A 21,100-nucleotide genomic window follows, 5' to 3' on the forward strand; every position below is an offset into this window, starting at 1 on the left:
TTCAGCGTGTTATATCTTTTTGTTCAGGTGATCGTCACGGCGGTGCCGGATACGGAGACCATCAGCATGGAGTCCCCGATCACCTCATAGTCGAGGTCGATGCCGACCACGGCATTCGCCCCCAGTGCGGCGGCACGTTCTTCGATCTCATGCATGGCCTCGTCGCGGGCGTCTTTCAGCTTGCTCTCGTAAGCGCCCGAGCGACCGCCGATCACATCCGTCACGGAGGCAAAGAAATCCCGCACGATATTCGCGCCCATGATCGCTTCGCCCACAACAATGCCGTGATAGGCCGTGATACGGCGCCCTTCGATGGTGTTTGTGGTGGTGAGGATCATACTAGATTTCCATCCCTGTCGCCTCGAGGAGTTTTCTCTTGGCAAGTTGAACTGCGATTTCTCCAAGCATTTTCAAAGTCGCGCCACCGGCGTTTGCAGCCACGTCCTTGACCCTAATCCATACAGTGTCATTGCGCGTTACTTCGATGAAGTCATGACCACTGTTGGTCAGGCGGAAGGAATGTGCAGCAGACGTTGCTCGAACTACCAGGCCAGCATCCTCAAGCAGCAATAAATGGTAGCGCTCCTTTTGGTCGTCAAGGTCCGAGTCCAGCGTCTCCACGTTCATGAAGTAGTAGTCGTCTTGCGCCTCCATTCGAAAAAGCAGATCGCGCGCAAAGTCGTCGTCGCGTCTCACCCAACTGACCCCTCCAGCGAAATCGCCACCAGTTGCTGCGCTTCCATGGCAAACTCCATCGGCAGCGCCTGCAGCACGTCCTTGCAGAACCCGTTGACCACCAGCGCCACGGCCTCTTCCTCGTCCATCCCGCGCGAGCGGCAATAGAACAGCTGATCGTCATCCACCTTGGAGGTCGTCGCCTCATGCTCCACACGAGACGAATTGTTCTTCACCTCGATATACGGCACTGTATGGGCGCCGCAGTCGCCTCCGATCAGCAGGCTGTCACACTGTGTATAGTTGCGCGACTCCTTGGCTTTCGGGTGCATCGAGACCAGCCCGCGATAGGTGTTCTGCGCCTTGCCCGCCGAGATGCCCTTGGACACGATCCGCGACTTCGTGCGCTTGCCCAGATGCACCATCTTGGTGCCGGTATCGGCTTGCTGCATGTTGTTGGCGATGGCAATCGAGTAGAACTCACCCTGCGTGTCATCCCCGCGCAGAATGCAGCTGGGGTACTTCCAGGTCACGGCCGAGCCGGTCTCGACCTGCGTCCACATCACCTTGGCGCGGTCGCCCCGGCAATCGGCGCGTTTGGTCACAAAGTTATAGATGCCGCCCTTGCCGTTCTCGTCACCGGGATACCAGTTCTGCACGGTGGAATACTTCACCTCTGCATCTTCCTCGACGATGATCTCAACGACCGCCGCGTGCAGCTGTGCGATGTCGCGCTGCGGGGCGGTGCAGCCTTCCAGATAGGACACATACGATCCCTTGTCGGCGATGATCAGCGTGCGTTCAAACTGGCCTGTATTCTCCGCATTGATCCGGAAATAGGTCGACAGCTCCATGGGGCAGCGCACGCCCGGCGGCACATAGACAAACGATCCATCCGAAAAGACCGCCGAGTTCAGCGTTGCATAGTAGTTGTCGCTGACCGGCACGACGGTGCCGAGGTATTTCTTCACCAACTCCGGATGTTCCTTGATCGCCTCGGAAATCGAACAGAAAATCACGCCCGCTTTCTTCAGCTCGTCCTGAAAGGTCGTGCCGACCGAGACGGAATCGAACACCGCATCCACGGCCACCTTGCGCGGCTCGTCACCCAGTTCCTCAGCACCTTCAACGCCGGCGAGGATCATCTGCTCTTTCAGCGGAATGCCGAGCTTCTTGTATGTTTCCAGCAGTTTGGGGTCGACCTCGTCCAGCGACTTGGGCTTGACCTCCATCGATTTAGGGCGCGCGTAGTAGTATTGGTCTTGGAAATCGATCTCCGGGTAATCCACCATCGCCCACTTGGGCTCTTTCTTCTGCAACCAGCGCTCGTAGGCGGCCAGGCGCCATTCGGTCATCCACTCCGGCTCTTCGTTCTTCTCGGAAATCAGGCGCACGATATCGGGCGAGAGGCCCTTGGGCGCGTACTCCATTTCGATGTCCGTGGACCAGCCATATTTATACTTGCCACCGACCTCGCGCACCGCATCCACGGTCTCCTGATCGACGCCTTCCTTGACTTGTACTTCGTCCAAAGGTTGGTCCAGTGCAGCCATCTTTCCCTCCAAAACTCACGCCGCCCGGGCGCGAAATTTACGTTCTTTCGCCAGCCAGACCTCAGCAAATCGCTGCACATCCTCGGCGGTGTTATTTAATCCCAGCGACACCCGAATGGCGCTGCTGGCCGTCTCTTCATCGTAGCCCATTGCGCGCAAAACAGAGCTTGCGCGCACCTTGCCGCTGGAACAGGCAGACCCTGCGCTAATGGCAAAACCTGCAAGGTCCATCTGGATCACCTGGCTCTCGCCTTTCCAGCCCGGCGTGGCGAAACAAGAGGTGTTCGGCAGGCGGTTTGCGCCTTTCCCGACAAAAATAGTTGCATTTGTCGAAGCTGCAAGGGTGTTTTCTAGAATCTTTCTAAGTTCTTCGATTTCTTCCCACCTGCCCGCCGCCACATCCCGTGCCGCCGCCTCTGCCGCCGCACCGAATCCGGCGATGCCGATGACGTTCTCAGTGCCGGAGCGTCGTCCCATCTCCTGGCCGCCGCCCCGCACGAGCGCGGACACATCCATGCCGCGCCGCACAATCAGCGCGCCAATGCCCTTTGGCCCGCCCAGCTTGTGGGCTGACAGGATCGCCATGCGGGCCCCGCTTTGCGCAAAATCGACTGGGATTTTTCCAGCTGCCTGAACGATGTCAGAAAACCCAAGGCCCAGCGGCACGTCCTGGATTACGCCCGTCTCGGAATTGGCGGCTTGCAAGGCCACGGTGTCGGGACGTTCAAATCCCGACACGCGCCCGTTTTCATCTGCACGCAAGGTCTCCATGCATAGCAGCGACACGCAATCGTGCTCAATACCCGCTGCCTCGAACGCAACCGGCCCGTCTGCAATGCCCGGACCTGCGTGCAGGCCCAGGGCCGCAGCCTCTGTCGCAGAGCCCGTAAAAACAACTTCCCCCGGCGCACAGCCGACCAGTGCTGCCACCTGTCCCCGCGCGCGCTCGACCAATGCCTTGGCCGCGCGGCCCTCGGCGTGCACGGAGGAGGGGTTGCCGACGATATCCATGGCCGCAAGCATCGCGTCCCGCGCTTCGGGACGCAGAGGAGCGGTTGCGTTGTGATCAAGATACACGCGGCGCATGCTTCTATCCTTTTTTAGCGGGGTAACGCGGCAGGCATCCCATATTGCTTATTCATCCACGACATCAAAGAGGATCGGCACCGCCGGGCATGGCGCCAACTCATTGGCGACCACATCGGAGAGCCGGGTTTGATGCAGAAACACGTAGACATGGGCCGAAAGCCCCTCCCAGAGCCGGTTTGTCAGCGATTGCGCCCGGCTGCCCGAGGCCCCGCCCGACGCGCCTGCACCCTTGTGCATCGCATCGACCGTCTCATCGACGGCGGCCAGCACATCCACGACCCGGATGTCGGAGGGGCGTTGCGCCAGCCGGTAGCCGCCACCCGGACCGCGTACAGAAGATACCAGCTCCGCCCGCCGCAGCTTCACGAAAAGCTGTTCCAGATAGGGCAGCGAAATCGCCTGACGCTCGGCAATTTCACCCAGCGTGATCAGGCTGCCTTCGGGCTGCAGGGCGATATCTGCCAGGGCGACCATCGCATAGCGTCCCTTCGTTGATAGTTTCACGGCGGAACCCTCCCCCGGCCGGTCTGGCCTGCAATTGATTGACGCGGGGCAATTAAATGCCTAAGTCCAGATTTCGCACTCCGACACGCGAAGCGCGCGAGAATTAGAACCGTTCTAAAGTGCCTGAGCGAAGCCGTCAAGATTTCGCAAGGCTCACGTAGACATTGTTACAGGGACGCCCATGCCCGAGGTCATTTTTCCCGGACCCGAAGGCCGCCTCGAAGGCCGCTACCACCCCCAAAAAGAACGGGATGCGCCCATCGCCATCATCCTGCATCCGCATCCGCAGTTCGGCGGCACGATGAACCATGTGATCGTGCATCGGATGCATTACGCCTTCTACAACATGGGCTTTACCGTGCTGCGGTTCAATTTCCGCGGTGTCGGGCGCAGCCAGGGGGAGTATGATCAGGGGATTGGCGAGCTGTCTGACGCGGCCTCCGCGCTCGATTACTTGCAGTCGATGAATAACAACTCCAAACACTGTTGGGTAGCGGGTTTTTCATTTGGTGCGTGGATCGGGATGCAGCTTCTGATGCGCCGCCCCGAGATCACGGGCTTCATCTCGGTGGCCCCGCCCGCGAACATGTACGACTTCTCCTTCCTCGCCCCCTGCCCCGCCTCGGGCCTGATCATCAACGGCACCGCCGACCGTGTCGCACCGCCCAGCGATACGGAATCGCTGGTGGCAAAGCTGCATGAGCAAAAGGGCATCACCATCACTCACGAACAGGTCGACGGTGCCGGGCACTTTTTTGAAGAACCGCACATAGACACATTGATCGACACGACGACATCCTACGTGAAGCGCCGCCTGACAGAGACAACGCGGTAGGCTTATGGGGATTGTCGAAGACGTCGCGGACGAACTGGCGCTGGAAAGCCTCAAGATCATCAACGCAACGGGCGACGATGCCTTTGTGCAACGTGTCGCCGATACCATCGGTGGCTCGTCGCAGACCATGGAAGAGGCCTATCTGACGGCGGTGCGTGTGCGCCGCGCTGAACAGCGGGCGCGTGAGATGCTCAAGACGATCAAGGACGAGATGGCCCGCAGTCTGGAGCCCCCGAAGGATGGGTGACCGTCTGGCGGCGCAGATCGTCTTTCTGAACGAAGCGGACCGGCTGAAATCCGTCCTGCGTGCTTCGCGCCTGCACGACAACAGCCGGTTCGAGAACTCCGCCGAGCATTCCTGGCACGTGATGCTGCACGCCTTTGTGCTGGCCGACCACGCGCCGGAGGGTGTGTCCATTGACCGGGTTCTGAAGATGCTGCTGATCCATGATCTGGTGGAGATCGACGCGGGTGACAACCCTATCCACGGTAATGTGGATACAGTGGCCCAGGACGCGGCGGAACGGGCGGCTGCGGATCGTCTTTTTGGTCTTTTGCCGCACGATCAGGCCACGACCTACCGAGCGCTTTGGGATGAATTCGAAGCGGCTGAAACCCCGGATGCGCGGTTTGGCAAGGCCATCGACCGATTGACTACACCGCTCGCGAATATGGAAAACGGCGGCGGGTCATGGCGCGCCTACGGCGTCACGCTCGACCAGCTCGACACAAGGGTCGGCACCCCGATGCAGCGCGGCGCACCTGTTATCTGGGGCTGGCTGCGCCCCAAGCTTGCCGCTTATTTCGACCGCCTGCGCGCCTGAACATCGCTTTCGGCGCCAATCAGTCGCATTTTCAAGATTTTGGTTTGGTATACATATGTATACATTCTTTTAAACCGCAGTCATCTGCGCTACACCGCGCGCAGGCTGACTCGAACCCCCACGCAGGAGAACTCCATGACAAAGATCAAGGTAGACAACCCCGTCGTTGAACTCGACGGCGATGAGATGACCCGGATCATCTGGGACTTCATCAAGAAGAAACTCATTCTGCCTTATCTGGATGTAGACCTGAAGTACTACGACCTCGGTATCGAGGCACGCGACGAGACCGATGACCAGATCACCGTCGATGCCGCCCATGCGATCAAGGAATTCGGGGTTGGCGTGAAATGTGCCACCATCACGCCGGACGAGGCGCGGGTCGAGGAGTTCGGCCTGAAACAGATGTGGCGCTCGCCCAACGGCACCATCCGCAACATCCTCGGCGGTGTGATCTTCCGCCAGCCGATTATCTGCAAGAACGTGCCGCGCCTTGTGCCCGGCTGGACCAAGCCCATCGTGGTTGGCCGTCATGCCTTCGGCGACCAGTACCGCGCCACGGACTTCAAATTTCCCGGCAAGGGCAAGCTGACGATCAAATTCGTGGGGGACGACGGCACCGAGATCGAAAAGGAAGTCTTCGACGCGCCCGGCGCCGGTGTGACCATGGCGATGTACAACCTCGACCAGTCGATCATCGACTTCGCCCGCGCGTCCATGAACTATGGTCTGTCGCTTGGCTGGCCGGTGTACCTGTCGACCAAGAACACGATCCTCAAGCAATACGATGGCCGGTTCCTTGAGCTTTTCCAGCACATCTACGAGACAGAATTCGAAGAGAAATTCAAGGCCGCTAGCATCACATACGAACACCGCCTGATTGACGATATGGTCGCCTGTGCGATGAAGTGGAACGGCGGCTACGTCTGGGCCTGTAAGAACTACGACGGTGATGTGCAGTCAGACACCGTGGCGCAGGGCTTTGGCAGCCTTGGCCTGATGACCTCCGTGCTGATGACCCCCGATGGCCAGACGGTCGAGGCCGAAGCGGCGCATGGTACCGTTACCCGTCATTATCGCCAGCACCAAAAAGGCGAAGCGACCTCGACCAACTCCATCGCGTCGATCTACGCTTGGACTGGCGGCCTCAAGCACCGTGCGAAGCTGGACGACAATATGCCGTTGATGAACTTTGCCGAGACGCTGGAAAAGGTCATCGTGGATACCGTGGAAAGCGGCTTCATGACCAAGGATCTTGCCCTGCTGGTCGGGCCCGACCAGAAATGGCTGACCACCATGGGTTTTCTGGAAAAAGTGGACGAAAACCTCAACAAGGCGCTTGTCGGCTGAGGCTCTCGTCATTCAGGTATGTGGGGGGCTGTGGCAACGCAGCCCCTTTTTTCATGCCACCTGCGCCGGTTGTGGAGGGGCAAAATCTGAAATCTCGACCGCGTCTTTGGTGAAGCGACAGAAACTCCCCGCAGGAACGGCGTGCCACTCAGCGGCATCTTCTTCATAGGGTTCGGAAACGACAGCCCAGCCGCGACGGGCGTCGTGCCATTGATAGTAAAGCGACGGGGCGAGGTGATCAGACGCGTAGCGGATCGCGTAGAGTGTCTCGCCATCCGAGAGCGCCGCCGTGCAGCGGATGAGCGGCCCCTTAAAACCAAATCCCGCGGCCATGGACTGCAGCCTTCCCACCGCAGCCTCCAACGCGCCACGCGGATCATCATCGAGCCCTAGGGCGCAGGCAATCAGGAACAGGGCCTCGCTGTCCGTGGCGCCGCGTCGCGCCGAATAGAGGGCGTCATCAATCATCATATCGGCGGATTTGCGGAAGTGTTCAAAACCGCCCACCTGCCCGTTGTGCATGAAGGACCAGCGCCCCTGCACGAAGGGATGGCAGTTGTTGCGGCTGGTCGCCGTGCCGGTGGAGGCCCGCACGTGGGCCAGAAACAGCGGCGATTGCACCTGATCAGCGAGAGCCGCCAGGTTGGGATCGGACCACGCCGGGTAAACATCCCGGTAAAGGCCCGGCTCCGGCCGTTTATCATACCACGCCAGCCCGAAGCCGTCCGCGTTGATCGTCGTCTTGCATTCGGTGGCAGCCCGCGACTGAATGATCAGCGAGTGCGCGGGGGCCGTCAGAATCTCGGACAGGAAGATCGGCGCGCCGTGATAGGCGGCCCAGCGACACATCAGTGTCCCCGATTGTGGATGCGTCCATAGAGGCGGGTGATGATCCGGCTGGCCGTCTTCTCAAAGAGGCAGGGCACAAACGCATGCACAAGCGCCGCACCGGCGGCTGCAAACAGCGATAGGGCGAACCGCAGGGCAAAGAGCATGTGCTGAAAGAACGTCTCATCGACGGTTGCCGGGTGAGAAAGGAAAATGCGCTGGAACATGGGGGCCTCCTGTTGTGTTTCGATACATATATCGAATGGATCAGGGGAATTTGTCCCAATTTGCTACGCGAGATAGATTGACTGCGGGATTTTTTCAACCATAAGCTCCGATCATGATGACAATCGATGAAACGGACCGCCGAATCCTCTCCCATTTGCAGCAGGATGCCAGCATGCCACTGGATGCATTGGGCGAGGCTGTGCACCTCAGCCGAAACGCCTGCTGGCGGCGCATCAAGGCGCTGGAAAAATCCGGCGTGATCGCCAAACGCGTCACCGTACTTGATCCCGACAAAGTTGGCCTTGGGCTGATGGTTTTCATCATGATCCGCACGAACGCCCATGCGCCTGACTGGCTGGAGGCCTTTCGCAAAGCCACCCGCGCCATGCCGGAAATCCTCGGCGTCTACAGAATGTCGGGGGACCTCGACTATTTGATCCGGGCGCGCGTGGCGGATATGCCGGATTATGATCGGCTTTATCAGGCGTTGATCAAACGTGTGCCGCTGTCGGATGTCTCTGCCAGCTTCGTGATGGAGCAGATCAAGGACACCTCGCAACTACCTCTCTAGCAAGGGTTTTCATATGCCGCCACACTACCTCTATCTGATCGCTGCGGTTGTGATGGAAACCATCGGAACAACGGCGCTGCAGGCCTCCGCCCAGTTCAGCCGGTTCTGGCCCTCGGTGCTTGTGGTGGTGGCCTATGGCATCTCGTTCTACCTTTTGGCGCTGACCCTGCGGTTCATGCCGGTGGGGGTGGTCTACGCGATCTGGTCCGGGCTCGGCATTGTCTGTATCGCCTCCATCGGCTTTGTGATCTTCGGCCAAAGGCTCGACGGGCCTGCAGTGCTGGGGCTGGCGATGATCATCGGCGGGATCGCCGTGATCCATCTCTTTTCGGCCACCACGTCGCATTAACCAGCGGCGATTTCCCCTAGCATTCTGCGCCGCAGCGGGGTATGCGCGCCCCAACCCGCACGCTCAGGCGTGTCTTTCCCATTTCAAAGGCTCTCTTCATGGACCTGCGCAACATCGCAATCATCGCTCACGTTGACCACGGCAAGACGACGCTGGTGGACGAACTGCTCAAGCAATCCGGCACCTATCGCGAAAATCAGGCCACGACAGAACGCGCGATGGACAGCAATGATTTGGAGCGGGAGCGCGGGATCACCATCCTGGCCAAGGCCACGTCTGTCGAATGGAAAGGCACGCGGATCAACATTGTCGACACGCCCGGACACGCGGATTTCGGCGGCGAGGTCGAGCGTATCCTGTCCATGGTGGACGGCGTTGTGCTGCTTGTGGATGCTGCCGAAGGGCCCATGCCGCAGACCAAATTCGTGACCTCCAAGGCGCTGGCACTGGGACTGCGTCCCATCGTGGTGCTGAACAAGGTCGACAAGCCGGATGCGGAGCCTGACCGGGCGCTGGATGAGTGTTTCGATCTTTTTGCCAACCTTGGCGCAGATGACAACCAACTGGATTTCCCGGCGATGTATGCCTCTGGCCGCAATGGCTGGGCGGATATGGAGCTGGACGGACCGCGCGAGGATCTGTCCGCCCTCTTCGATCTGGTGGTGGATCACGTCCCTGCCCCGACGCAGGTGGAACAACGTGAGGCACCTTTCCGGATGCTGGCAACCACCCTTGGCGCGGATCCTTTCATTGGCCGTATCCTGACGGGCCGTGTCGAATCCGGCACGCTCAAGGCTGGTGAGACGGTCAAGGCGCTGTCACGGGACGGGGATCAGGTGGAAAATTTCCGCGTCACCAAAATCCTCGCTTTCCGGGGCCTGACGCAACAGCCGATCGACCTGGCCGAAGCGGGCGATATCGTCAGCCTTGCCGGCATGTCCAAGGCCACCGTGGCCGACAGTATCGTTGCCCCGCAGGTAACGGAGGCCCTGCCCGCGCAGCCCATTGATCCGCCCACCATCACGGTCACCTTCGGCATCAACGACAGCCCGCTGGCGGGCCGGGATGGCAAAAAGGTGCAATCCCGTGTGATCCGCGAACGCCTGATGAAAGAGGCGGAATCCAACGTCGCGATCAAGATCAGCGATACCCCCGGCGGCGAGGCTTTCGAGGTCGCAGGCCGTGGTGAATTGCAGATGGGCGTACTTATCGAAAACATGCGCCGCGAAGGGTTCGAGCTCAGCATTTCCCGCCCGCAGGTTCTGTTTCAGGACATCGACGGCCAGCGTCACGAGCCCATCGAAGAAGCCACCATCGACGTGGACGATGAATACTCCGGCGCTGTGATTGAAAAAATCACCGGCGTTCGGCGCGGCGAGCTCGTGGAGATGAAACCGGCAGGCGCAGGCAAGACCCGGATCGTGGCGCATGTGCCATCTCGCGGGTTAATCGGCTATCACGGCGAGTTCCTGACCGACACGCGCGGGACCGGCGTGCTGAACCGGGTCTTTCACGGCTGGGCACCGCATAAGGGGCCGATCCCCGGGCGTCGCGCCGGTGTGCTGATCTCTATGGAAAACGGCTCTTCGGTGGCTTATGCGCTCTGGAACCTGGAAGAGCGTGGCAGGATGATGATCGGCGCTCAGGCGGATGTCTATACGGGCATGATCATCGGCGAGCATAGCCGGGAGAACGATCTCGAAGTGAACCCGCTCAAGGGCAAGAAGCTGACGAACGTGCGGGCCTCCGGCACCGATGAGGCGGTGCGGCTGACCACGCCGATCACGCTGTCGCTGGAGGAAGCCATCGCCTACATCGACGATGACGAGTTGGTCGAGGTCACGCCGAATGCGATCCGTCTGCGCAAACGCTATCTGGATCCGCATGAACGCAAACGCATGGCCAGAGCCAGCTAAGCGTCACTTTTTCTTTGGTTCCTTCCCGTCGCCCTCATCTTCCGGTGAAGGCATCGGGAGCGGTTCTGCCTCCTCCATCTCCTTTTTGGTCCAGGGCTTCTGCTCTGGCTGGGAGGGGGAGCCTTTGTTGCCACCTGAGCTGTGCATATCTGACGTCCTTTCTATGCGAACCTGCCCCGACCCAACGCGCCGGGGCAGAAAAGGTCATACAGATCAGTTAATGTTGCGCACCGTATCAAACAACGATTTGGCGTTGTTGTTGAAGTAGGGCGAGTACATTTCCTGCGGTTTCGAGCTGCGGCGATAACTGTTCACGCCGTTGAGATAGTTCGACGTGCCGAACTTCAGCACCCATGGCCCGCCCGAGGACCCCCCCGTCAGATCGCTGCCGACGCCAATGGGCTTGGGGTTCGCACCGACACTGCCATGATAGGCAAAGGAGGAATGGTTGGCGATCAGGCGGCGTCCGTTGAAGGGGGATGCAGCCGGATAGCCGTACTGACACCAATGCTGATACTTTGACCAGTTCCACGCAAAGCCAAGCCAGCCGACGACCTGGCTGATCTTCTTGCCGTTCCTCTTATGCAGAACCGCGGCCCCCATATCCTGCGCGAGGCCCTTTGAGATGCCATGTTTGTACCACGACGTCCGAACGAAAAGTTGCTTGGCCTGCCATTGGCCATAGGGCGCCTGCCCATCGCGATAGGCCGGTACAAAGACCACATTGGTGGCCCACCCGCTGGAGGAATTGTTGCCCGCATGCAGGCAGTGCCCGGCAGAGTAGATCGCGTTGTTGCCAACCGAAGAGGCAGAGCAGACGAAATTGCGCCCGCCCCGTTTGAAGAACAACTTGCCCATGGCCCGATAGGGATACTGGGTGTAGGGGGTGAAAACCTCGTACCGCGTGAAGGGGCCGGGGTAGTTGTATCCGCCCGAGGTGGCCTGGGTGTCTTCCTCGGCGGCCTCGGCATCGTCATCCGGTGCGCCGCCTTCGACGACGGTGCCACCACCCGCGTCCTGCGTTTCCGCAGGGGCCTCATCCTCTGCCAGATCGTCGTCGTCAATCTCGATGATATCGCAGGGCGTGGCGTCTTCCATTTCTGCCGCGGTCCAAAGCTCATCCGATCCATCGTCGGTGGTCTGCATCGCGATCATGGGGGTGGACATGTTGCCTTCGGTGGCGTCCATTTCGGGTTGGCGGCCGCCGTCGCCGCCACTGCCTTTGCTTTTGTCAGCCATTTTAAAGTCCTTCCAATAAAGTATTTTTGCGAAAAATGCGGAAAGAAAATTCCGGTCGCCGTCGAAAATAGATTTTGAAAAAATGCCGGAAAATTCCCGCATACCAAGAATGCAGGGGCACCGGGCCTCTGTCCAGACGGGCTTTTAGAGTAATTTTGTGACTTTGAAAAATACTTAAAAGTCAGATTATTGCGCGCAGAGCTGCGTCCCGGCCCCAAGCTTATCGGCAAGAAACCGCCCAAAAAATGGGCGCTTCACTGCGGGGAACGATTCGGTGCGCGCAGGCCGGAAGGCTAGTCTTCGGAGGTTTCGATGACCATCAGTTCACGCTCGGACGCATCCCGCGCGTGGCTCAGCGCCCGCTGATATTCTGGGGAGTTATAGCAGTTTTCGGCCGCTTCGACGGATGGAAACCTGGCGACGACATTGCGCGGGCGCGCCTGCCCTTCCAGCTGCACGAACCTGCCGCCACGCGCGATGAAGTGACCACCGTGAGCAGCAATCGCCTCGGTCGCAAGGGCTGCGTATTTGCCATATGCCTCGTCGTCGGTGACGGTGACATGGGCGATCCAGAGTGCTCCCATTGATCTATCCTTTCAAAACCTGTTCCGCCGCTGCAATCGCCGCATCGGCATTGGCCACATCGCGCGCGCCGCCCTGGGCCATATCGGGGCGCCCGCCGCCGCCCTTGCCGCCCAATTCGACCACAACCGACTTTACGATGTCCACGGCGGAGAGTTTGCCGGTCAGATCCGTGGTGACGCCGGCGGCCACGGCAGCCTTGTCACCGGTATCTGCAATCAGCAAGACCGCGCCGCTTCCGATCTTGTCCTTGAACTGATCGACCAGCGCGGGCAGATCCTTGCCCGTTACGCCCGACAGAACCTGCGCGATGAAGGGGATGCCAGCGACGTCCCGCACTTCGGGTGCGGCTGTGCCGCTGCCGCCGGACATGGCGAGCTCCCGGCGCAGTTGAGCAACCTCATTGGCAAGGCTGCGCCGCTCTTCCAGCAGACCGCGCACCCGGTCGGGCACATCGGCAGGCTGTGCCTTGAGATCAAGGGCGACCTCGGCCAGCCGGTGATCCTGCGTGCGCAGATAGCTCATGGCGGCCGCCCCGGTCAGCGCTTCGATCCGGCGGACACCGGCACTGCTGGCGCTGTCGCTCAGGGTCACGAAGGCGCCGATGTCACCGGTCTGGCGCACATGGGTGCCGCCGCAGAGCTCCAGCGAATAGGTGTCGCCATCAGTGCCCTTGCCGGAGCCGTCCTTGCGCCCCATGGACACCACCCGCACTTCATCACCGTACTTCTCGCCAAAGAGCGCCTGCGCGCCAAGCGCCCGCGCGTCATCGGGCGTCATAATCCGCGTATCGACCGGGGCGTTCTGGCGGATATAGCGGTTCACATCGGTCTCGACACGCTCCAACTCCTCTTGCGACAGGGCCTGAGTGTGGCTGAAATCAAACCGCAACCGGTCCTCGGCATTGAGCGAGCCGCGTTGGGCGACGTGGTCTCCCAGCGCCTCGCGCAGCGCTTCGTGCAAGAGATGCGTGGCGGAGTGGTTGGCCCGAATGGAGGTGCGGCGCGCGTGCATGACCTCGAGCTGAATCGCGTCCCCGGCTTTCAACGTGCCCGCCTCTGCCGAGACATAGTGTGCAAAGAGCCCGTCACCGCGTTTTTGCACATCGCTGACCTGCCCCAGAAACCGGGTCTCGGAGGCTTCATGCGTGCCCTCCAGAACGCGAACATACCCGTGATCCGCAACCTGCCCGCCGGACTCCGCATAAAACGGTGTCTGGTTGAAAATGACCCAAGCCGGGCTGTCGGTCGTCAGCGCATCGATCTCCTTGCCGTCCTCGACAATCGCCAGGACCACGCCTTCGGCGATCTCGGTGTCATAGCCGAGAAAATCCGTGGCCCCATGTTTATCCGCCAGATCGAACCAGATGGTCGCATCCGCCGCTTCGCCGGACCCGGCCCAGGCTGCGCGAGCCTTGGCCTTTTGCTCTGCCATCGCCGCATCGAAGCCATCGGTGTCCACTGCCCGGCCCTTTTCACGCAGGGCGTCCTGCGTCAAATCCAGTGGAAATCCGTAGGTGTCATAAAGCTTGAACGCCGCAGCACCCGGCAGCTCCGCGCTCTCGGCAAGCCCTGCCAGTTCATCATCCAGCAGCTTCAGGCCGCGATCCAATGTCTGACGGAACCGCGTTTCCTCCTGCAGCAAGGTCTGTTCGATCATGCTCTGGGCCTGGCCAAGCTCGGGGTATGCGGCCCCCATCTGACGGACAAGCGCGGGCACCAGCTGGTGCATCAGCGGATCTTTTGCCCCCAGCAGATGCGCATGCCGCATGGCGCGACGCATGATCCGGCGCAGCACGTATCCTCGCCCGTCATTGCTCGGCATCACGCCATCGGCCATGAGGAAAGAGGTGGAGCGCAAATGGTCGGCGATCACCCGGTGATGGGTTTTGCCCGGGCCATCGGGGTCGGTGCTGGTGGCATCGGCCGAGGCCTCGATGAGGTTGCGCATGAGATCCGTGGCGTAGTTGTCGTTGGTGCCCTGCAGCAGAGCGGCAACGCGCTCGATCCCCATGCCCGTGTCGATGGATTGCGCGGCCAGATCCCGCCGCGTGCCGTCCTCGAACTGCTCATATTGCATGAAAACGAGGTTCCAGATTTCCACAAACCGGTCGCCATCCTCTTCAGGACTGCCGGGAGGCCCCCCCCAGATATGATCCCCGTGGTCGTAGAAAATCTCCGTGCAGGGACCACAAGGGCCCGTCGGTCCCATCATCCAGAAATTGTCATTGGTTGCGATGCGGATGATGCGGTCTTGCGGAACACCAATCTTCTTCCAGATCTCTGCCGCTTCGTCATCGGTGTGGTAGACGGTGACATAGAGCCGGTTCTTGTCGATCCCGAGATCGCGCGTAATCAACTCCCAGGCGAACCTGATGGCGTCCGCCTTGAAATAGTCGCCGAAGCTGAAATTCCCGAGCATTTCAAAGAAGGTATGGTGGCGCGCGGTATAGCCGACGTTGTCGAGATCATTGTGCTTGCCGCCCGCGCGCACGCATTTCTGCGCAGTTGTGGCGCGTTTGTAGTCCCGCGTCTCCACCCCGGTAAAGAGGTTCTTGAACTGCACCATACCGGAGTTCGCAAACATCAGCGTGGGGTCGTTGCGCGGCACCAGCGGGCTGGACGGCACAACCGCGTGACCCTGCTTGTCGAAATAGGACAGGAAGGTAGAGCGGATATCGTTCAGCGTTTGCATGGCGGGCCTTTGAGCGTGTTTACCGGTTTGCGTCAAATAGCCCGCCCGCTGACGGCTGTCCACGGGCGATTGTGGACGAAAACGGGGCGTACCGTGATGATACGCCCCGTTTGAGAATGCTCCGAGACGGTCGCGCCGGTTGCCGGACCGTCGCGTCTGGTCAGGTCAGGCCTCCAGAATGTCGTCATCTTCCTTGCGTTCATGCGCAGGCATGTCGAAATCAAGCCCATGCGCCGCGCGGATCTTGTCCTCGATCTCCAGCGCCATCTGCACGTTTTCGCGCAGGAAGCTCTTGGCATTTTCACGCCCCTGCCCGATCCGCTCGTCACCATAGCTGAACCAGGAGCCCGACTTGTCCACGACGCCAGCCGCGACGCCGAGATCGAGCAATTCGCCCATCTTGGAGATGCCTTCGCCGTACATGATGTCGAACTCGACCTGCTTGAAGGGCGCGGCGACCTTGTTCTTGACCACTTTCACGCGGGTGTGGTTGCCGACCACCTCGTCGCGGTCTTTGAGTGCGCCGATGCGACGGATGTCGAGGCGCACAGAGGAGTAGAATTTCAGGGCGTTGCCGCCCGTGGTGGTTTCAGGCGAGCCGAACATCACACCGATTTTCATCCGGATCTGGTTGATGAAGATCACCATGCAGTTGGAGCGGCTGATCGAGCCGGTCAGTTTGCGCATCGCCTGGCTCATCAGACGTGCCTGCACGCCGACCGAACTGTCGCCCATATCGCCCTCAAGCTCGGACTTCGGGGTCAGCGCGGCCACGGAATCGACGATGACCATGTTCACCGCGCCGGAGCGGACCAGCGTATCGGTGATCTCGAGCGCCTGCTCGCCGGTATCGGGCTGGCTGATCAGCAGCTCATCGAGATCGACGCCAAGTTTCTTGGCATAGGTCGGGTCCAGCGCGTGTTCCGCATCCACAAAGGCACAGACGCCCCCCGCCTTTTGCTGCTCTGCAACGCAATGCAGGGTGAGCGTGGTCTTGCCCGAGCTTTCCGGTCCGTAGATTTCGACAATACGGCCCATAGGCAGACCGCCAATGCCAAGCGCGATGTCCAGCCCCAGGGAACCGGTGGAACTGGATTTGATGTCCTGCACAGCCCCTTCCTGGCCCAGTTTCATGATCGAGCCCTTGCCGAACTGGCGTTCGATCTGCGCCAATGCGGAATCCAGCGCCTTCTGCTTGTCTGCCGATTTCTTACTATCCATGCTCAATAAATCTGCCGTTGCCATTGCGTTTCCTCTTAGTGTCATACTTCGCGAAACTCGGCAATGATTGCCGGCGCGCCTGATCGTAATGTTCTCATTACGTTCCTTATGAGATCAAAAAGAGAACATTTCAATCAAAATTTCGATAAACTATCTTTTGTCGAATCTGGTTAAGGAGAGGTTTAAGCAGCTCAACTTCTTTGCGCCGGGTGCGGCTGCGGGCTGAAAATTGTTTTTTGTTAAAGGCTTACAATGCTCTGGAGCGGCTGCGCCGCCGTCTGGAAGGGCGGGCAGGATGATCGATAACTGTCAGGGTGGGCGCCCGTTTTGCAGTCAGCAAACCATCTGGCAGTTTGCTGTCAGTGCAGCTGCTGGTGCACCGTATCGGTTAGATCGTTCAGAGAGAATGGTTTCGGCAGGAACACGGAGTTCGGAATCTTGATCTGTGTCTCACCAAAACTGTCTTCCGCATAGCCGGAGACAAAGACCACACGCACCCCCGGCCGGTCTTTCAAGGCTTCGCGGACCCAGCTTGGGCCGTCCATGCCGGGCATGACCACATCGGTAACAAAGACATCCACGTTGAGCGATGCATCTTCCAGCGTTTTCAGCGCGGCCTCGGCGGAATCTGCCTCCAGCACCGTGTATCCGCGCAGGCGCAGGGCACGGCTTGCGAAGGCCCGTACTGGCGCCTCATCCTCGACCAGCAGGATCACGCCATCGCCGTGTTTTGCCGCCGGTTTCGGTTTCTCTTCCCGCGCCACCGGTGCCGCGACTTCGGAGGCTTCGAGCACCGGGAAATAGAGGGTGAAACAGGTGCCTGTGCCCACCGTGCTATCGACAAAGATATAGCCGCCGGTCTGTTTGATAATGCCGTAGGCGGTCGAGAGACCAAGCCCGGTGCCCTCGCCCGTTCGCTTGGTGGTGAAGAAGGGTTCAAACACCTTTTGCAACTTGTCCGATGGAATGCCGACCCCATCATCTGAAACCTGCACGGTCACGTACCGCCCCGGCGGGACACGCACGCGATCCCGTTCCAGCGGCTCAGTCAGATCAGTACATTCGGTCACGATCCGGATCTGGCCGCCTTGCGGCATCGCGTCGCGCGCGTTCACCACGAGGTTCATCAGAACCTGTTCCAGCTGGCGTTTGTCCGCGCGGATCGGCTCCAGCACCGGGTCATGGCTGAGCGTCAGGGTGATCTTCTCACCCACCAGCCGGTTCAGCAGATGCGTCAGATCGGAGAGCGTATCGCGCATGTCCAGCGTTTCGGGGCGCAATGTCTGTTTGCGCGAGAACGCCAGCAGCTGACCGACCAGCGCCGCGGCGCGGTTGGCGTTCTGGTTGATCTGCACCAGATCGCTGAAATCCGGGTCGCCCTGGTCATGCCTCAGCAGAAGCAGGTCACAGTGGCCCGAAATCGCCGTCAGCAGGTTGTTGAAATCATGCGCCACGCCGCCCGCCAGTTGCCCGATGGCCTGCATCTTCTGGCTCTGCACGAACTGCGCCTCAAGAGATTTGAGCTCGGTTGCGTCGTTCAGCACAGCAATCAGGGCGGGGACACCTTCTTCCGTCACCCGGTTCAGGGTGACCTGCACAAAAACTTCCTTGTCCGTGCGTTTCAGACGCAGGAATTCAGATTGCTGTGGCGCCCGCCCCGCCAGGGTTTCGCCCAGCCAATCGGTGATCGAGCGCCCCAGCCCCTCCATCAGTTCGGAGAGGTGAACCCTGTCCTTCAACGCCACACCAATGAGACTGGCCGCCAGACGGTTGTAGGCCTGCACGTCGCCTTCCTGACTGATTTTCAACAGGGGAACAGGCAGATCCTGAAAAACATTCCAGCCATCCTTGGCCATGGTTTCGGCTCCCGGCGGCAGGAGATAAAGCGCGCGGCGCCCTGCCCCGGCGTCGACTTCGCTGACCAGCGCGCGGGTGGGTCCTTCTGCCCCGGAAACATCACAGACCGTCCCCGGAATAACCGGCAAATGCTTAAAAAGGCGGTCCAGCGTCTTGACGCGTCCACCTGCTATTTTCCGGGCCTGTTCATTCATGTAAAGCACCGCATTGGTGCGCCCGACAAGGATCATGGGCAGGGTGGGCCCATCCGCCGCCTGTGCTGCCGTCGGCACGTCTTCCAGGCGCCACAGATAGGTCTCCGCCCCGGCCTGATGCACCGCCAGTCGAAGATGCCCGCGCCGTGTGACCAGATCCTCGCGGGCGGAGCCCTCGTGATCGGCGCGTGACTGCAGGCGGAAAACGATACCGCTGGGATTGGCCAGCGTGTTTTTCAACATCCCGCTCAGCGTGTCATCAACGTCATTCTCGAACCGCTTGCGCGCCGTGAGGTTGGAGGAAAGGATTTCTCCGTTTTTGTCAGCCAAAAAACTTGGTGAGGAGTCGTTGGCAATAAAGTCGGACAGCGTGGCGATCATGGCCGTGCGTCTTTTGTTATACCGCTGAGCAATCGACATCAGGATACAGCTTAGAGCAAGGAGGGACAGGCAGGCGGCAAAGAGTGTACGCCGGATCAGCAAATCCGGAGACGCCAGCGCCAGAACGCCCAGCAGGACAGCCAGCAGCACCAAGGTTCCCAAGCGCTTTTGCGCGTTCAGTGCAAATTCCGTAATTTTGGAAGGGGTCAACGCGCTGCGCGGCAAAGTCAGGCTCCAAGAAGATTCGAATCGCATCTGCATTTACACGCCTGATGTCTTAATCTTAACTTAACCACGACAGGCAATGCTCGCAGAGGTTGAGTATGCCCACAGTTTGACGCGCGTCAAGTGTGCTGTGAAGAATCCATGCCAGTGTTGCGCGACGTCGAAACAGCCTTGAAATCTGCGGCGCAAGTCCCTGTGGCGTGCAAGGAAAACAGCTCGTCAGTAATTTGTTTTGCCCTGTACAAACGCATGTGGCAGCGCCAGAGCCCCCTATCGGCAAGGAGAGAGCGAAGACCGTTTAAAAGGTGGCACTCCGGAGAGTTTCAGACAGTTCGCTGATCAACGGTACGGGGGCTGAGCCTTGCCAGGACAGAAATCGTGAGGACAAAAATCTGACCTCTCCTGGTCCACATCTCACGCGGAACGACAAAGCTGTATCCGCGATGGATCGGCGGAGCGTCCCGATCCGTATCGATCTAAAACTGCACGACGAGAAGAAATGGCGCGAAGGGATGTCAGTTCAGGAAGATGACCCCGGATAATCTCTTCAGAAGTCCGGGCCTGGCTGCTAGATCGCGAGAAGCTTGGCAGTGAATTGACAAAGCTTGAGGCCGGGCTTGAGACTGGCAGTCGAAATCACAATGTCGACGGTGGTCTCAAGGCGAAGAACTGATGGTAGTAGGACATATTTTATGACACCGGCAGCACGCATAAGCGCGGCCATTGACTTGATGGATGTTATCCAAGGCGGCGCACTCGCGGACCGTGCCCTGACAGATTGGGGACGCAGGAACCGGTACGCGGGATCCAAGGACAGAGCGGCTATTAGAGACATTGTGTTCGATGTTTTGAGGAGGAGGCAAAGCCTTGCATCCCTTGGCGGTGACGAAACGGGACGGGCCCTTTTACTTGGTTACATTCGCTCGAACGGGCAAGATCCTGAAAGCATCTTTGGCGCACACAAGTATGCACCGTCCGAATTGACCGACGCCGAGCGGATATCCGGCCGTTCTGTTCAGGTCCACAATGACGAAGCTGTCGATTTTCCCGACTGGCTGTGGCCGGACCTCTTACGCTCTCACGGGGACCGAACGCAGGCGATTGCGCAAGCCATGAGAAACAGGGCCCCGGTTCATCTACGGGTAAACCTTGCGAAGCTGAGCCGCGAGAAGGCAATCACCTCACTTGCCGACCAGGGGATCATTGGCGAGGCCCACGCGTTGTCTCCATCGGCCGTGCAGGTTCTGGAAGGGGCACGGAAGATCAGAAACTCGACGTCCTACCTGAACGGAGAAGTCGAGTTACAGGATGCGTCATCCCAGGCAGTGGCCGATTTGGTCCCGCTTCAACAGGGTGAAAGACTGCTCGATTTTTGCGCTGGTGCCGGTGGCAAGGTCTTGGCTGTGGCCGGACGCGTTGCCGGAAAATTCTTTGCGCATGATGTAGATCCGCGCAGAATGACGGATTTGCCGGTCAGGGCTTCCCGCGCCGGCGCGTATATTACGCAAGTGTCGTTCGAGGAAGCCAAGCAGGGCCCACAATTTGACACCGTTCTGGTCGATGCACCTTGTTCGGGCAGCGGGTCCTGGCGCCGTGATCCGCAAGGCAAATGGTTGCTGACCAAAGACAAGCTTGATCGTGTCGTGGCTTTGCAAAAAGAAATCCTTGAGCGGGCCGCCGGACTGGTCAGGCCGCAAGGCCACCTTGTCTATGCGACCTGCTCTTTGCTGGAGTGCGAGAACGAACTGCAAGTAAAAGAGTTTCTGAACCGAAACACAGCATTCTCGGTCACTGTCGAACGACAGTTTACGCCGCTGGCAGGCGGCGACGGTTTCTATTGTTCTGTCCTTCGCAGGCAGTGAAAACGTCGGGTGACGCGGATCATTCATCAAAGCATCACCTGGTGGATAAGGCTTGTTCATCAACATGATAAACGCGTCTGACATAGCTTTGGGCTGAACAGGAGGTCCCGTAGCGCCATAGAA

General features: G+C 59.6%; 20 protein-coding genes. 8 read left to right on the plus strand and 12 right to left on the minus strand.

Annotated features, from left to right (window positions below; genetic code table 11):
* Positions 1-23: 23 nt before the first annotated feature.
* The 5 genes from Q1A07_RS17590 to Q1A07_RS17610 are packed head-to-tail and all read right to left on the minus strand — an operon-like array spanning position 24 to position 3,821.
* Positions 24-338 (minus strand): heavy metal-binding domain-containing protein, encoded by a 315-nt coding sequence (locus Q1A07_RS17590; protein WP_299783324.1) that lies wholly within the window; start codon positions 336-338, stop codon positions 24-26.
* A 1-nt stretch (position 339) separates the two neighbouring features.
* Entirely contained in the window at positions 340-696 is a 357-nt protein-coding gene (locus Q1A07_RS17595; protein WP_299783325.1) for a DUF2513 domain-containing protein, read from the minus strand.
* Positions 693-2,228, minus strand: a complete 1,536-nt coding sequence (sufB, locus tag Q1A07_RS17600) for a Fe-S cluster assembly protein SufB (protein WP_299783326.1) — start codon at positions 2,226-2,228, stop codon at positions 693-695. The genes Q1A07_RS17595 and sufB overlap by 4 nt, the downstream gene beginning before the upstream one ends.
* A gap of 15 nt (positions 2,229-2,243) precedes the next feature.
* Positions 2,244-3,314, minus strand: a complete 1,071-nt coding sequence (locus Q1A07_RS17605; RefSeq protein ID WP_299783327.1) for a cysteine desulfurase family protein — start codon at positions 3,312-3,314, stop codon at positions 2,244-2,246.
* Between the two features lie 48 nt (positions 3,315-3,362).
* The gene (locus tag Q1A07_RS17610) at positions 3,363-3,821 is read right to left on the minus strand and encodes an Rrf2 family transcriptional regulator (protein ID WP_299783328.1); all 459 of its coding nucleotides are present in this window, start codon (positions 3,819-3,821) and stop codon (positions 3,363-3,365) included.
* 181 nt (positions 3,822-4,002) lie between these two features.
* Here Q1A07_RS17610 and Q1A07_RS17615 point away from each other — a divergent pair, with 181 nt between their 5' ends.
* The 4 genes from Q1A07_RS17615 (at position 4,003) to Q1A07_RS17630 (ending at position 6,830) form a co-directional block, all read left to right on the plus strand.
* Entirely contained in the window at positions 4,003-4,656 is a 654-nt protein-coding gene (locus tag Q1A07_RS17615; protein ID WP_299783329.1) for an alpha/beta hydrolase, read from the plus strand.
* A 4-nt stretch (positions 4,657-4,660) separates the two neighbouring features.
* Positions 4,661-4,903 (plus strand): hypothetical protein, encoded by a 243-nt coding sequence (locus Q1A07_RS17620; protein ID WP_299783330.1) that lies wholly within the window; start codon positions 4,661-4,663, stop codon positions 4,901-4,903.
* On the plus strand, positions 4,896-5,480 hold the full coding sequence (locus tag Q1A07_RS17625; protein ID WP_299783331.1) for an HD domain-containing protein: 585 nt from the start codon (positions 4,896-4,898) through the stop codon (positions 5,478-5,480). The genes Q1A07_RS17620 and Q1A07_RS17625 overlap by 8 nt, the downstream gene beginning before the upstream one ends.
* Positions 5,481-5,615: 135 nt before the next feature.
* Positions 5,616-6,830, plus strand: coding sequence for an NADP-dependent isocitrate dehydrogenase (locus Q1A07_RS17630; RefSeq protein WP_299783332.1), 1,215 nt, complete (start codon positions 5,616-5,618; stop codon positions 6,828-6,830).
* A 51-nt stretch (positions 6,831-6,881) separates the two neighbouring features.
* On the opposite strand, the gene Q1A07_RS17635 is transcribed toward Q1A07_RS17630, so the two are convergent.
* Together Q1A07_RS17635 and Q1A07_RS17640 are read right to left on the minus strand one after the other, a co-directional pair.
* Positions 6,882-7,679: a class II glutamine amidotransferase gene (locus tag Q1A07_RS17635; RefSeq protein WP_299783333.1), complete on the minus strand. Its 798-nt coding sequence runs from the start codon at positions 7,677-7,679 to the stop codon at positions 6,882-6,884.
* A complete protein-coding gene (locus tag Q1A07_RS17640; protein ID WP_299783334.1) occupies positions 7,679-7,885 on the minus strand; it encodes a DUF6356 family protein in 207 nt (68 codons plus the stop codon). Before Q1A07_RS17640 ends, Q1A07_RS17635 begins: the two co-directional genes overlap by 1 nt.
* A gap of 113 nt (positions 7,886-7,998) precedes the next feature.
* On the opposite strand from Q1A07_RS17640, the gene Q1A07_RS17645 reads away from it, so the two are divergent.
* The 3 genes from Q1A07_RS17645 (at position 7,999) to typA (ending at position 10,722) form a co-directional block, all read left to right on the plus strand.
* On the plus strand, positions 7,999-8,457 hold the full coding sequence (locus tag Q1A07_RS17645) for an Lrp/AsnC family transcriptional regulator (RefSeq protein ID WP_299783335.1): 459 nt from the start codon (positions 7,999-8,001) through the stop codon (positions 8,455-8,457).
* 13 nt (positions 8,458-8,470) lie between these two features.
* A complete protein-coding gene (locus Q1A07_RS17650) occupies positions 8,471-8,806 on the plus strand; it encodes an SMR family transporter (protein ID WP_299783336.1) in 336 nt (111 codons plus the stop codon).
* 98 nt (positions 8,807-8,904) lie between these two features.
* Positions 8,905-10,722 carry a translational GTPase TypA gene (gene typA, locus Q1A07_RS17655; RefSeq protein WP_299783563.1) on the plus strand — a complete coding sequence of 606 codons (1,818 nt, stop codon included), beginning with the start codon at positions 8,905-8,907 and terminating at the stop codon, positions 10,720-10,722.
* Between the two features lie 213 nt (positions 10,723-10,935).
* Here typA and Q1A07_RS17660 read toward each other — a convergent pair whose 3' ends face one another.
* The 5 genes from Q1A07_RS17660 to Q1A07_RS17680 form a co-directional block, all read right to left on the minus strand.
* The gene (locus Q1A07_RS17660; RefSeq protein WP_299783337.1) at positions 10,936-11,961 is read right to left on the minus strand and encodes a hypothetical protein; all 1,026 of its coding nucleotides are present in this window, start codon (positions 11,959-11,961) and stop codon (positions 10,936-10,938) included.
* Positions 11,962-12,254: 293 nt separating this feature from the next.
* Positions 12,255-12,545, minus strand: coding sequence for a DUF1330 domain-containing protein (locus tag Q1A07_RS17665; protein ID WP_195822018.1), 291 nt, complete (start codon positions 12,543-12,545; stop codon positions 12,255-12,257).
* Between the two features lie 4 nt (positions 12,546-12,549).
* A complete protein-coding gene (gene alaS / locus Q1A07_RS17670) occupies positions 12,550-15,237 on the minus strand; it encodes an alanine--tRNA ligase (RefSeq protein ID WP_299783338.1) in 2,688 nt (895 codons plus the stop codon).
* 165 nt (positions 15,238-15,402) lie between these two features.
* Complete coding sequence (recA, locus tag Q1A07_RS17675) at positions 15,403-16,482, minus strand: recombinase RecA (RefSeq protein WP_195822016.1); 1,080 nt, start codon at positions 16,480-16,482, stop codon at positions 15,403-15,405.
* Between the two features lie 335 nt (positions 16,483-16,817).
* Entirely contained in the window at positions 16,818-19,151 is a 2,334-nt protein-coding gene (locus tag Q1A07_RS17680; protein ID WP_299783339.1) for an ATP-binding protein, read from the minus strand.
* Positions 19,152-19,807: 656 nt separating this feature from the next.
* On the opposite strand from Q1A07_RS17680, the gene Q1A07_RS17685 reads away from it, so the two are divergent.
* Positions 19,808-20,977, plus strand: coding sequence for an RsmB/NOP family class I SAM-dependent RNA methyltransferase (locus Q1A07_RS17685; protein ID WP_299783340.1), 1,170 nt, complete (start codon positions 19,808-19,810; stop codon positions 20,975-20,977).
* Positions 20,978-21,100 lie beyond the last annotated feature (123 nt).

It is taken from the genome of uncultured Roseobacter sp., assembly GCF_947492555.1.
In the GTDB taxonomy this organism is placed as follows: domain Bacteria; phylum Pseudomonadota; class Alphaproteobacteria; order Rhodobacterales; family Rhodobacteraceae; genus Roseobacter.